Annotated in this window: 14 protein-coding genes and 2 tRNA genes; 11 read left to right on the forward strand and 5 right to left on the reverse strand. The window is 55.6% G+C overall.

The annotated features are described in order from the left end of the window. Positions 1-51: 51 nt before the first annotated feature. From gutM to srlA, 5 genes are all read right to left on the reverse strand, one after another. Positions 52-411, reverse strand: a complete 360-nt coding sequence (gutM, locus tag L466_RS16055) for a transcriptional regulator GutM (RefSeq protein WP_014171347.1) — start codon at positions 409-411, stop codon at positions 52-54. 61 nt (positions 412-472) lie between these two features. Further along, complete coding sequence (srlD, locus tag L466_RS16050) at positions 473-1252, reverse strand: sorbitol-6-phosphate dehydrogenase (RefSeq protein WP_014171346.1); 780 nt, start codon at positions 1250-1252, stop codon at positions 473-475. Between the two features lie 15 nt (positions 1253-1267). Continuing rightward, the gene (gene srlB / locus L466_RS16045) at positions 1268-1630 is read right to left on the reverse strand and encodes a PTS glucitol/sorbitol transporter subunit IIA (protein ID WP_020883848.1); all 363 of its coding nucleotides are present in this window, start codon (positions 1628-1630) and stop codon (positions 1268-1270) included. A 12-nt stretch (positions 1631-1642) separates the two neighbouring features. Further along, on the reverse strand, positions 1643-2602 hold the full coding sequence (locus L466_RS16040; protein WP_014171344.1) for a PTS glucitol/sorbitol transporter subunit IIB: 960 nt from the start codon (positions 2600-2602) through the stop codon (positions 1643-1645). After that, the gene (gene srlA, locus L466_RS16035; protein WP_014171343.1) at positions 2599-3162 is read right to left on the reverse strand and encodes a PTS glucitol/sorbitol transporter subunit IIC; all 564 of its coding nucleotides are present in this window, start codon (positions 3160-3162) and stop codon (positions 2599-2601) included. The genes L466_RS16040 and srlA overlap by 4 nt, the downstream gene beginning before the upstream one ends. A gap of 274 nt (positions 3163-3436) precedes the next feature. On the opposite strand from srlA, the gene mltB reads away from it, so the two are divergent. From mltB to L466_RS15980, 11 genes are all read left to right on the forward strand, one after another. After that, a complete protein-coding gene (mltB, locus tag L466_RS16030) occupies positions 3437-4537 on the forward strand; it encodes a lytic murein transglycosylase B (protein WP_025203388.1) in 1101 nt (366 codons plus the stop codon). A gap of 248 nt (positions 4538-4785) precedes the next feature. Then, on the forward strand, positions 4786-5439 hold the full coding sequence (locus L466_RS16025; RefSeq protein ID WP_025203389.1) for a metal ABC transporter ATP-binding protein: 654 nt from the start codon (positions 4786-4788) through the stop codon (positions 5437-5439). Next, entirely contained in the window at positions 5436-6296 is an 861-nt protein-coding gene (locus L466_RS16020) for a metal ABC transporter permease (protein WP_020883852.1), read from the forward strand. Before L466_RS16025 ends, L466_RS16020 begins: the two co-directional genes overlap by 4 nt. A gap of 14 nt (positions 6297-6310) precedes the next feature. Next, the gene (locus L466_RS16015; RefSeq protein ID WP_025203391.1) at positions 6311-7189 is read left to right on the forward strand and encodes a metal ABC transporter substrate-binding protein; all 879 of its coding nucleotides are present in this window, start codon (positions 6311-6313) and stop codon (positions 7187-7189) included. Between the two features lie 130 nt (positions 7190-7319). Continuing rightward, positions 7320-7817 carry a nicotinamide-nucleotide amidase gene (gene pncC, locus L466_RS16010; protein WP_020883854.1) on the forward strand — a complete coding sequence of 166 codons (498 nt, stop codon included), beginning with the start codon at positions 7320-7322 and terminating at the stop codon, positions 7815-7817. Positions 7818-7906: 89 nt separating this feature from the next. Further along, on the forward strand, positions 7907-8965 hold the full coding sequence (recA, locus tag L466_RS16005) for a recombinase RecA (protein ID WP_020883855.1): 1059 nt from the start codon (positions 7907-7909) through the stop codon (positions 8963-8965). Between the two features lie 68 nt (positions 8966-9033). Beyond that, entirely contained in the window at positions 9034-9534 is a 501-nt protein-coding gene (recX, locus tag L466_RS16000; RefSeq protein ID WP_014171334.1) for a recombination regulator RecX, read from the forward strand. A gap of 131 nt (positions 9535-9665) precedes the next feature. Continuing rightward, the gene (alaS, locus tag L466_RS15995) at positions 9666-12293 is read left to right on the forward strand and encodes an alanine--tRNA ligase (RefSeq protein ID WP_014171332.1); all 2628 of its coding nucleotides are present in this window, start codon (positions 9666-9668) and stop codon (positions 12291-12293) included. 241 nt (positions 12294-12534) lie between these two features. Continuing rightward, on the forward strand, positions 12535-12720 hold the full coding sequence (gene csrA, locus L466_RS15990) for a carbon storage regulator CsrA (protein WP_000906486.1): 186 nt from the start codon (positions 12535-12537) through the stop codon (positions 12718-12720). 343 nt (positions 12721-13063) lie between these two features. Further along, positions 13064-13156: transfer RNA gene (locus tag L466_RS15985), tRNA-Ser, on the forward strand. A 4-nt stretch (positions 13157-13160) separates the two neighbouring features. Next, a tRNA-Arg gene (locus L466_RS15980) sits at positions 13161-13237 on the forward strand. Positions 13238-13260: the final 23 nt, after the last annotated feature.

Here is a 13260-nt window from a genome sequence, read left to right on the forward strand (position 1 = left end):
CCTTAGGTTGCGAAATGATAATTTCGCAAGCTTATCGCGTTCACAACGAAATTATCCATGTTTCAGATTAAGCGCTAATGATAGAGCATTCTGACAGAGCGAATCATGGGGAAAGATCACATCGGGTTGTAATTCCTGCAGCGATATCCCGTTAATCGCCTGGATTTTCGCCGGGCGGGCAAAAACGGTCATCCCGCGCATGATGAGGGAATCGCAGACCCTATTGTGTTCGTCCAGCGCAATGGCAACCACCACGCGCGGTTTGAAACGCCCGCCGGAACGCCCGACGCCCACGCGCCCTTTCTGACACAGGGCATCAAACGCGCGGTTAAACTGGCGGATTTGCCAGCCGCCAAAGATCAGCTGACACATCCAGGCGATGGCGGCGACGGTAATGAATGCGGTAACCATACGAGCTCCTTGTTGTTCCCTCTCCCGAAGGAGAGGGGGATACGGGCATCAGCGTGTTCGATCAGAACATCACCTGCCCGCCGGTGACATTAATGGACTGCCCGGTGCAGTAAGAGGCTTTGGGGCTGGCATAAAACAGCAGCATGTTCAGCACGTCCTGATAATCGCAGCCGCGCTTCAGCGGCACTTTGTCGATGTAATACTGCTCCACTTCCTCCTCTTTCAGCCCGAGCTTGGTGGCATATTGCGGCAGCAGGGACTGGAACATCGGCGATTTCAGCAGGTTGCCCAGCATCAGCGAGTGAACGGTAATGCCATATTCGGCCAGATCGAGGGCCAGAGATTGCGTCAGCCCAACGCCGCCAAATTTCGCCGCGCTGTAACCGGAGTTGTGTTTGCTGCCCACTTTGCCCGATTTCGAGTTGATCTGGATGATGCGCCCCTGAATGCCATCGCGGATCATCAGACGGGAAAACTCGCGTGCGCAGAGGAAATAGCCCACCAGGTTAACCTGCAGGGAGCGGTCGAAGTCCCCCAGTTCGAAATCGCTGATAAAGGCCGCTTTGGCTATTCCTGCGCTGTATACCAGCAGGTCGGTACGGCCAAAAATCTCGTCCACGCCGCGGGCCAGCGCCATCACGCTCTGCTCGCTGGTGGCATCAGCACCAAATCCGTAGGCCATCCCTTCACCCAATTCGGTGTTGATGGTGTCCGCCACGCGTGCGGCTTTTTCACTCTGAATATCCACTACCGCCACGCGGTAACCCTCTGCAGCAAGCCCACGGCAGAGGAACTCGCCTAAGGTTTGTCCCCCACCAATGACAACGGCAACCTGACTCATATCTTTCTCCTTAAATTACGCAACAAACTTCAACGTGCAGCCTGGGGTGACAGCCTGCGGAACCGGGCCATCCACATGAACCGTACCGGGATATTCCGCCTGCGGCTGGCCATCAAAACGCAAAGTGATATGGCCGAGCTCCCGCAGGTTTTGTCCGGCCACGTCGCCGACGGCGGTCACGGCGTAGCGCGCGTCGCCCAACTCCAGCTGGCTCCCGGCCTTCAGCTCACCGTTCATCTCGCCGTGACAGTGGATAAAGCAAAACTCTTCGATATCCGCGGGCGCACCTTCGCGGAAGGTAATCAGCATCTTGTCGCTGAGCGCATCGGCCGCGCTCTGGCCAATGCGGGTGATGGTGGTCTGGTAAATTACGGTCATCACAGGAACCTCTTATTGGTAAATAAAGCCGGAGACAAACCAGGCAATCAGCACCGTCGGTGCGCCGGTCAGGAAACGGCTGACCAGTACAGACGGCACGCCAACGCGCACGGTGTCCTGGCGCGCTTCTGCCAGCGACAGCCCGACAGGAATGAAATCACACGCCGCCTGGGCGTTAATGGCAAACAGGGCGGGCAGAGCCAGATGCGGGGGAATGTTGCCAAGGCCAATCTGCACGCCAATCAGCACGCCGATAACCTGCGCAATGACCGCGCCTGGGCCGAGAAACGGCGACAGCAGCGGGAAGGAGCAGATCAGCGCCAGCGTCACCAACCCGAGCGGGTGGCTCGCCAGCGGGGCGAGGCCGTGGGCAATCCAGTCGCCCAGACCCGAGGCCATGATGATGCCGATCAGCGCCGAAACGAATGCCATAAACGGCAGAATGGTTTTCAGCACCGTGTCGATGGTGTCGCGCCCGGACTGGAACAGCACGGCCACGGCAGAGCCCATCCCCATTCCGACTTTTGCCAGCAGGCCGTCACTCTGTTCGGTGATTTTTTTACTCGTGTCGTAATCACGCGGGGCCGCTTTCTGAGGAGCAGCAGACCCTTGTGCCAGGTGAATGTTTTCCTCCTTCACGCCGGAGACATAAATGTCCTCCAGGATGTACTGCGCCAGCGGACCTGATTTACCGGTGGAATGGATATTCACGGTAGGAATACGCCGCTTGGGGTAGATGCCGCAGCGCAGCGTGCCGCCGCAGTCGATCACCGCCACGCCAATTTCCGCTTCAGGCGGTTCGCCCTCTTTGAAGCCGTCGACCGCTTCCCAGCCGGTCAGCTCACGCAGTTTGTCGACAATGGCCGGACGTGTGCCTGCGGTGATATAGACGATTTTTTTGCCTTCAGTGGCGTCGAATTCCAGCGGGCCGCCCCAGCCACCCGTTCCTTTTTCAATGCGAATACGGCTCATGCTGCGGCTCCTGAAAGATGGACTTTCTGTTCAAGCTGGATACCCATTTTCTTCTCGAAAATGGCGGTGGTGAGGTCCGTGACCCAGCCGCGGAAAAAGTTGGTGACCAGACCGACCAGCAGATAACTCACCGCCAGCGGACCGAGCGGCAGGCCAAGCGTGGTCAGGCCGCTGGCAATGCCCAGATAGACAAACAGCTCGCCGGGGTTGATATGCGGGAACAGGCCATTCATGGAGTGGCAGCTGTAGGAGGCTGCGGCGTAATAGCTTGGTTTGTACTTTTCAGGCATAAAGCGGCCGAGGCTCAGCGTCATCGGGTTGCAAAAAACAAACGTACCGATGAAGGGCAGAACCAGGTAACGGGACAGCGGATTGCCGGCGCAGCGCTGGGCAAAGCGTTCAATGCGTTGCTGGCCGATAAAGTTAATCAGCGCGTTCATGATGACCAGCAGGCTAATCAGCAGGGGCAGGATCCCGGTCACCATGCCGGTGAACACTTCTCCGCCTTTCTGAAACAGCCCGATGAACCACTCGGCGCCGTGGGTGATGGTTTCTATCATTCTTCTCTCCTGTGGGGCTTTTTTGTTTTTGTATAACTGAGGCTAATAATAATCACTTTGAAAGGTTTTAAAGTGTTAATTAGATCTCACAATGAAAGAAAAATGGATTATTTTGAAAGTTAATTGCCAGTGGGAGTCTTGGGTGGACGAAAATTGCACAGATTTGCGATGGGGAGCGTAAAGATTTGGTGGGGGAGGTGCGTACCACTTCCTTGAGGTGTTGCGGATGCTTTACCATACTGGGTTCTTATCGAACCCGTTAAATGGATGTCACATGTTCAAGCGTCGTTATGCAGCGTTGTTACCTGCGCTTATTCTGCTGTCTGCCTGTAGTAGCAAACCCAAGACCGAAGCCGTGCAGCAAACGGCTGGCGCGCCTTCCGGAGGATTCCTGCTGGAGCCGCAGCATAATATGATGCAGATGGGCGGCGACTTTGCGAATAACCCGGCGGCCGAGCAGTTCATCGATAAAATGGTGAGCAAACACGGTTTTGACCGCCAGCAACTGCATGAAATTCTGTCGCAGGCGAAGCGACTGGATTATGTTCTGCGTTTGATGGATCGCCAGGCACCGACGGCTCAGGTACCGACCGGGCCAAATGGCGCATGGCTGCGTTATCGCAAACAGTTCATTACGCCGGATAACGTGCAAAATGGCGTGGTCTTCTGGAACCAATATGAAGATGCGCTGAACCGTGCGTGGCAGGTGTATGGCGTACCGCCTGAAATCATCGTCGGGATTATCGGCGTGGAAACCCGCTGGGGCCGCGTGATGGGCAAAACCCGTATCCTCGATGCGCTGGCGACGCTCTCCTTTAACTACCCGCGTCGCGCTGAATATTTCTCGTCTGAACTGGAAACCTTCCTGCTGATGGCGCGTAATGAACAAGATGACCCGTTAGATCTCAAAGGCTCGTTTGCCGGTGCGATGGGCTACGGCCAGTTTATGCCGTCCTCCTATAAGCAGTATGCCGTCGACTTTAACGGAGATGGTCATATCAACCTGTGGGATCCGGTGGATGCCATCGGCAGCGTGGCGAACTACTTTAAAGCGCACGGCTGGGTGCCGGGCGGTCAGGTGGCGGTGCAGGCTAACGGCCAGGCACCAGGGCTTGAGAACGGCTTTAAAACCAACTACAGCGTTTCGCAGCTGGCCGCTGCAGGCTTAACGCCAACGCAGCCGCTGGGAAATACGCAACAGGCGAGCCTGCTGCGTCTGGATGTCGGTACGGGTTATCAGTACTGGTACGGGCTGCCTAACTTCTACACCATCACCCGCTATAACCACAGCACCCACTATGCGATGGCCGTATGGCAACTGGGGCTGGCGGTGTCACAGGCGCGCGTGCCTGCCGCGTCGCCGTTTAGTCAGTAACGCTTGATGTTCGACCCTCTTCCGCCGGGAGAGGGTTGGGCTGATATCCAGAAACATTTCGCCACACTCCCGTTAATCTTCGCTCATTTACATCCGCATTATCTTTCATTATTGTTATGTTATAACATTTGATGTGGTGATGAGATGTCTACTTCCTTTTTTTCTCTGTCTGCGGCGGTCCGGCTTCTGATGGCGCTGGCGCTGATTGTCTTTATCGGACTGGCCGTGTGCTGGGCGGTGGCATTGCCATGATTGTAATGAACCAACTTACGGCGGGTTACGATCGCGAGCCGGTCACGCGTCCTCTGTCCGGGGTGATTGAATGCGGGAGCATGACCGCCATCCTCGGGGCCAACGGCTGCGGTAAATCAACGCTTCTGAAAACCCTCGCCGGGTTTATCCCGCCGGTAAGCGGCCGTTTTCACTGGCAGAAAAAACGCCCCGTAATGGGCTGGCTGGCACAGCGTCATGCCCTGGAGGCGCAATTTCCGCTAACCGTGCAGGATGTGGTCAGCATGGGCTGCTGGCCTGAAGCGTCGCTTTTTTCTGGCCTTCGCCGTGAAATGCGGCTGCGCATTGCCGGTGCGCTTGAGCGGGTGGGGCTTGGAACGATGGCGCTAACGACCATTGATGAGCTCTCAGGCGGTCAGTTTCAGCGCATGCTGTTCGCGCGGGTATTAGTGCAGCAGGCGCCGCTGGTCATGCTCGATGAGCCCTTTACCGGCGTTGATGAAGCCACCTGCAATGTGCTGATGGACCTGATGCTGGAAATGTATATGCAGGGGCAAACGGTGCTTGCGGTGCTGCACGACAGCGAGCGTGTATCGCGCCACTTCCCGCAGACGTTACGGCTGGACGCTGACATTCCCCAGTGGAAAACCGAGCGGGTGAGGGTGGCATGATCTGGCATATCTTTTTTCAGCCTTTTATTGAGTATGGCTTTATGCGCCGCGCGCTGGTGGTTTGCCTGGCGTTGTCCGTCAGTACCACTGCTCTGGGCGTTTTCCTTCAGCTGCGCCGGATGAGTCTGATGGGCGATGCCCTCTCTCACGCCATTTTGCCCGGCGTCGCCGTGGGGTATTTGCTCAGCGGTATGTCGCTGCTGGCCATGAGCGTGGGAGGCTTTATTGCCGGTATTACCGTGGCGCTGGTGGCCGGGCTGGTCAGCCGTCGAACGCCGCTTAAAGAGGACGCCAGTTTTGCCGGGTTCTATCTTGGCTCGCTGGCGCTGGGCGTCACGCTGGTATCACTGCGCGGTTCGAGCGTCGATCTTCTGCACCTGCTGTTTGGCTCCATCCTGGCGGTGGATAACGATGCCGCGCTGTTTGTGGCAGGCGTTTGCATGTTCACCCTTATCACGCTGGCGATTTTCTACCGTGGGCTGGTGACCGAGGCCTTTGACACCGCCTGGCTGCAGGTAAACGCCCGCCATGTTCCCGGCTTATTACACGGCCTGTTTCTGGCGCTGCTGGTGCTTAACCTCGTTGCCGGTTTTCAGGTGCTTGGCACGTTGATGGCGGTCGGGCTGATGATGCTCCCTGCGGTAGCGGCACGCTGCTGGGCACGCACCTTACCCGGACTGCTATTGATGGCGGGTATCAGCGGTATTTTCTGCGCGTGGCTCGGACTCAGTCTCTCCTGGGCCGCCAGCCTGCCCGCGGGGCCATCCATCGTGCTTACCGCCAGCGCGCTGTTCTTTATTTCCATTTTATTTGGCACGCGCAGCAGGCTGGCTGGCAGCCTGCGTGCGCTTTTTTAACGCAAGGGGAAACGATGAAACGTACGGGATTCGTAGTGGCGCTCGCGCTGGGGATGATGTCGCAAACGGTGATGGCGAAAACGCTCAATGTGGTGACCAGCTTTTCCATTCTGGGGGATATGACCCGGGAGGTGGGCGGTGACCATGTGAACGTCACAACGCTGGTGGGGCCGGACGGCGATCCGCATACCTTCGAGCCCTCGCCAAAAGATAGCGCGGCGCTAAGCAAGGCAGATGTTGTGGTGGTCAATGGTCTGGGACTGGAAGGGTGGCTGGATCGCCTGGTGAAAGCCTCCGGGTTCAAAGGCCAGCTGGTGGTGGCGTCGCGTGGTGTGCAGACGCATACCCTCGAAGAAGAGGGCAAAACCGTCACTGACCCGCACGCCTGGAACAGCGCGGCGAACGGGGCGCTGTACGCGCAAAATATTCTCAACGGGCTGGTGAAAGCCGACCCAGAAGATAAAACCGCGCTGGAAGCGACCGGAAAACCGTACATCGCGCAGCTTAAGCAGCTGGATAGCTGGGCCAAAACGCGTTTTAGCCAGATCCCGCTGGTGAAACGTAAAGTGCTGACCAGCCATGACGCGTTCGGCTATTTCAGCCGCGCCTACGGGGTGACGTTTATGGCGCCCCAGGGGTTGTCATCAGAGAGCGAGGCCAGCGCGGCACAGGTCGCTGAGATCATTAATCAGATTAAAGCGGACGGCGTGAAAACCTGGTTTATGGAAAACCAGCTCGACCCGCGGCTGGTTAAACAGATTGCTACAGCTACCGGCGCGCAGCCGGGAGGCGAGCTTTACCCGGAAGCGCTCTCGGCAAAAGGGGGCGTGGCAGAGACCTACATTAAGGCGTTCCGCCACAATGTTGATACCCTCGCTGACAGCATGAAATAATCCTCGCCACCGCCGGTGCGCTCGCATCGGCTTTTTTCTGAAGCCCCCTCGTAAATCCTGCAGCGCATCCCCATATCTGACGAGAAAGTGCTATCTTGTGCTGCATGTTTTTCTAAGGCCTGGAGCGAGAATGACTGACCATGAATTGATGCAGCTTAGCGAAGTGGTAGGGCTGGCGCTTAAGCAACGCGGGGCGACCCTCACCACCGCGGAGTCCTGCACCGGCGGCTGGGTGGCGAAAGCGATTACCGATATTGCCGGCAGTTCCGCCTGGTTTGAACGTGGTTTTGTGACCTACAGTAATGAAGCTAAAGCGCAAATGATCGGCGTGCGGGAATCTACGCTCGAACAGCATGGCGCGGTCAGCGAGCCGGTGGTGATTGAGATGGCTATTGGTGCGCTCAAAGAGGCGCGCGCGGATTATGCAATATCGATTAGCGGCATCGCGGGCCCGGACGGGGGCAGTGACGTGAAGCCTGTCGGCACCGTCTGGTTTGGTTTTGCTACCGCCAGAGGTGAAGGGATCACCCGCCGGGAGTGCTTTAGCGGCGATCGCGAAAGCGTGCGTCGTCAGGCAACCGTTTATGCGTTAAAAACGCTCTGGCAACAATTTCTACAAAATACTTGATACTGTATGACCATACAGTATAATTGCACCAACAGAACAGAAATCCACGGTGAAGCACAGTCGCTTCTCCCGGCATGACAGGAGTAATAATGGCTATCGACGAAAACAAACAGAAAGCGTTGGCGGCAGCACTGGGCCAGATCGAAAAGCAATTCGGTAAAGGCTCCATCATGCGCCTGGGTGAAGACCGTTCCATGGATGTGGAAACTATCTCCACCGGTTCGCTTTCTCTGGATATCGCGCTGGGCGCTGGCGGCCTGCCAATGGGCCGTATCGTAGAAATCTACGGGCCCGAGTCCTCAGGTAAAACAACCCTGACGCTGCAGGTTATCGCTGCGGCACAGCGTGAAGGTAAAACCTGTGCGTTTATCGATGCCGAGCACGCGCTGGACCCTGTTTATGCTCGTAAGCTGGGCGTTGATATCGACAACCTGCTGTGTTCTCAGCCGGACACCGGTGAGCAGGCGCTGGAAATTTGTGACGCGCTGGCACGTTCCGGTGCGGTTGACGTTATCGTGGTCGACTCCGTTGCCGCTCTGACGCCAAAAGCTGAAATCGAAGGCGAAATTGGTGACTCTCACATGGGCCTCGCGGCACGTATGATGAGCCAGGCAATGCGTAAGCTGGCCGGTAACCTGAAGCAGTCCAACACGCTGCTGATCTTCATCAACCAGATCCGTATGAAAATTGGTGTGATGTTCGGTAACCCGGAAACCACTACCGGTGGTAACGCGCTGAAATTCTACGCTTCTGTCCGTCTGGATATCCGCCGTATCGGCGCGGTGAAAGAGGGTGAAAACGTGGTGGGTAGCGAAACCCGCGTGAAGGTTGTGAAGAACAAAATCGCAGCGCCGTTCAAACAGGCTGAATTCCAGATCCTCTACGGTGAAGGTATCAACTTCTACGGCGAACTGGTTGACCTGGGCGTGAAAGAGAAGCTGATTGAAAAAGCGGGCGCATGGTACAGCTACAACGGCGACAAGATTGGTCAGGGTAAAGCAAATGCAATCTCCTGGCTGAAAGAGAACCCGGCTGCGGCGAAAGAAATTGAGAAGAAAGTGCGTGAGCTTCTGCTGAACAACCAGGACGGTACGCCTGATTTCGTGGTGGATAACGCGGGTGCTGAAGAAACCAACGAAGATTTCTAATTCTCTCGTTTAAAGATGAAGGGCTGCTAATGCGGCCCTTTTTGCATTTCTGAATCAGCAGGTTTTTTATGAGTGAATCGACTTCACGCCGTCCTGCCTATGCACGCTTACTGGACCGTGCGGTGCGCATTCTTGCCGTCCGTGACCACAGCGAACAGGAGTTGCGGCGAAAACTGTCGGCCCCCGTCATGAGTAAAAACGGGCCGGAAGAGATTGATGCGACTGCGGAAGATTACGACCGCGTCATTGCCTGGTGCTATGAGCACCGCTATCTGGATGACGAGCGTTTCGCTTCCCGGTTTCTTGCCAGCCGTGGCCGCAAAGGATATGGCCCCGCGCGTATCCGCCAGGAGCTGAACCAGAAAGGGGTCGCCCGTGAAACCATTGAAAAGGCCATGCGCGAATGCGACACAGACTGGTGCGCGCTGGCAAAAGAACAGGCCATTCGCAAGTACGGCGAACCCTTGCCACGTGAATTTTCAGAAAAAGTTAAAATCCAGCGCTTTTTGCTCTACCGCGGCTTTCTGATGGAAGATATTCAGGATATCTGGCGTAATTTTGCGGATTGAACGCATGCGGGATTTTACTTCCCACTAAAGAAAACTTATCTTATTCCCACTTTTTCCAGTAGCTGGTCTGTCCAACGTTTTACCGATACAGGCTTGCTACGACATTTCGTTAGCTTGATTTCAGGATAATTATGAGCAAGAGCACCGCTGAGATCCGTCAGGCGTTTCTCGATTTTTTCCATAGTAAGGGACATCAGGTAGTTGCCAGCAGCTCCCTGGTACCGAACAACGATCCGACTCTGCTGTTTACCAACGCCGGGATGAACCAGTTCAAGGATGTGTTCCTTGGTCTCGACAAACGTAATTATTCCCGCGCCACAACCTCACAGCGTTGCGTGCGTGCGGGCGGTAAACACAACGACCTGGAAAACGTCGGTTACACCGCGCGTCACCACACGTTCTTCGAAATGCTGGGTAACTTCAGCTTCGGCGACTATTTCAAACACGATGCCATTCAATATGCGTGGGAACTGCTGACCGGTGAAAACTGGTTCAACCTGCCGAAAGATCGTCTGTGGGTTACCGTCTATGAAACCGATGACGAAGCCTACGAAATCTGGGAAAAAGAGGTTGGTATCCCGCGCGAGCGTATTATTCGCATCGGTGATAACAAAGGCGCACCTTATGCGTCTGACAACTTCTGGCAGATGGGCGATACCGGCCCTTGCGGTCCGTGCACCGAGATCTTCTACGATCACGGCGACCATATCTGGGGTGGTCCTCCAGGTAGCCCGGAAGAAGACGGCGATCGCTACATTGAGATCTGGAACATCGTCTTCATGCAGTTCAACCGTCAGGCTGACGGTACGATGGAGCCGCTGCCGAAACCGTCCGTTGATACCGGTATGGGTCTGGAGCGTATCGCGGCTGTTCTGCAGCACGTTAACTCCAACTACGAAATTGACCTGTTCAGCACCCTGATTAAAGCCGTTGCGCAAGTGACGGGTGCAACCGATCTGAACAACAAATCGCTGCGCGTTATTGCAGACCACATCCGTTCCTGCGCGTTCCTGATTGCCGACGGCGTGATCCCGTCGAATGAAAACCGTGGCTATGTGCTGCGTCGTATCATTCGTCGTGCTATCCGTCACGGCAACATGCTGGGCGCGAAGGACACCTTCTTCTATAAACTCGTTGGGCCACTGATTGGCGTGATGGGCGCAGCCGGTGATGAGCTGAAACGTCAGCAGGCGCAGGTTGAGCAGGTTCTGAAAACGGAAGAAGAGCAGTTTGCTCGTACTCTGGAGCGCGGACTGGCGCTGCTGGATGAAGAGCTGGCGAAACTTAAGGGCGATACGCTGGACGGCGAAACCGCTTTCCGCCTGTACGACACCTACGGTTTCCCGGTTGACCTGACGGCGGACGTTTGCCGTGAGCGTAACATCAAAGTAGACGAAGCAGGCTTTGAAGCCGCAATGGAAGAGCAGCGCCGCCGTGCGCGCGAGTCCAGCGGTTTTGGTGCTGACTACAACGCGATGATCCGCGTTGATGGCGCATCAGAATTCAAAGGCTACGAAAATCTGGAACTGACTGGCAAAGTGACCGCCCTGTTTGTTGACGGTAAAGCCGTAGACAGCATCAACGCGGGTCAGGATGCGGTTGTCATTCTGGACAAAACGCCGTTCTACGCAGAATCCGGCGGCCAGGTTGGCGATAAAGGCGAACTGAAAGGCAACGGTTTCAGCTTCAGCGTAAGCGACACGCAGAAATACGGTCAGGCGATTGGCCATCAGGGCAAACTGACTGCCGGTTCTCTGAAGGTGGGCGAGGGTGTCCAGGCGAACGTTGATGAAGCTCGTCGTGCGCGCATTCGTCTGAACCACTCAGCTACGCACCTGATGCACGCTGCCCTGCGTGAAGTTCTGGGAACGCACGTTGCACAGAAAGGTTCTCTGGTTAACGATAAAGTGCTGCGCTTCGACTTCTCTCATTTTGAAGCGATGAAGCCGTCAGAAATCCGCGCGGTGGAAGATCTGGTGAATGCGCAGATCCGTCGTAACCTGCCAATCGAAACCCATATCATGGATCTCGAGGCGGCGAAGAAGAAAGGCGCGATGGCACTGTTTGGCGAGAAATATGACGACCGCGTTCGCGTGCTGAGCATGGGCGACTTCTCGACTGAGCTCTGCGGCGGGACGCATGCCTCCCGTACCGGCGACATTGGTCTGTTCCGCATTGTTTCCGAATCAGGAACGGCGGCGGGCGTGCGTCGTATTGAAGCGGTTACCGGTGAAGGCGCGATTGCCAGCCTGCATGCGCAGAGCGATCAGCTGCACGACATCGCGCAGTTGTTGAAAGGTGATAGCCAGAACCTGGGCGAGAAAGTGCGCGTTGCGCTGGATCGTACGCGTCAGCTGGAAAAAGAGCTGCAGCAGCTGAAAGAGCAGGCTGCGGCGCAGGAGAGTGCAAACCTCTCCAGCAAAGCTGTAGACATTAAGGGTGTCAAACTGCTGGTCAGCGATCTGGCGGGCGTTGAGCCTAAGATGCTGCGTACTATGGTCGACGATCTGAAGAACCAGCTCGGTTCCACAGTTATCGTGCTGGCGACAGTGGCAGAAGGTAAGGTTTCTCTGATTGCGGGCGTCTCTAAGGATGTGACCGACCGCGTAAAAGCAGGGGAACTGATTGGTATGGTCGCCCAGCAGGTGGGCGGTAAGGGTGGCGGTCGTCCGGACATGGCGCAAGCCGGTGGTACGGATGCGGCGGCACTTCCTGCGGCATTGGCCAGTGTTGAAAGCTGGGTGAGCGCGAAACTGTAATAACTACAAAGCACAAGCAGACGCCATAGCGGTAACGTTATGGCGTCTTGTTCACTGCGCTATCGATAACGATAAAGTCAGGTTGAGTTTGTGTATATCGGCTAAACTTACGTTTAACAGAATGTGATGCCGTGACTGCTTACACTTTACGTGTTTGTCATCGCTTACTTTTTGGCGTTATATGATGGATAATGCCGGGATACAAGAGACCCGACTCTTTTAATCTTTCAAGGAGCAAAGAATGCTGATTCTGACTCGTCGAGTTGGTGAGACCCTCATGATTGGGGATGAGGTCACCGTGACAGTTTTAGGGGTAAAGGGTAACCAGGTACGTATTGGTGTAAACGCTCCTAAAGAAGTATCTGTCCACCGTGAAGAGATCTACCAGCGTATCCAGGCTGAAAAATCCCAGCAGTCCAGTTACTGATATTGTCGCGTCTCGCTGTCGGGCGAGACGCAACCTCTCCCGCCATTTTTCCTGCTTAAAGTTACCGTTTAATTTCAATCGCTCTGTTTTTAACCACTCTCTTACCTTTAACTCGCCTTAACATCACTATTCTGTCATCAGTTTTCTGAGAAGATGCCTGCAAAATCCGCTTATAAAACACCCTCTTTGCAGCTTTTGCATGCGAATTGCGTGTGATTTGTGCAAACGATAAAAGCTTTTGGAAAATTGTTTGACTTATAAGTCCCAGAAAGTAATATATGCGCCACGCAGCGACGAGAAGCTCTTAATGAGTTACTCGGAGCACTCGAAAGAGGCGTTGTGTGGTGAGGTGGCCGAGAGGCTGAAGGCGCTCCCCTGCTAAGGGAGTATGCGGTCAAAAGCTGCATCCGGGGTTCGAATCCCCGCCTCACCGCCATTTTGCATCCGTAGCTCAGCTGGATAGAGTACTCGGCTACGAACCGAGCGGTCGGAGGTTCGAATCCTCCCGGATGCACCATCTTCTCCGAGATAACAGCAAGG

Origin of the sequence: Enterobacter sp. BIDMC 30, assembly GCF_000534355.1 — a bacterium.
Taxonomy (GTDB): domain Bacteria; phylum Pseudomonadota; class Gammaproteobacteria; order Enterobacterales; family Enterobacteriaceae; genus Enterobacter; species Enterobacter ludwigii.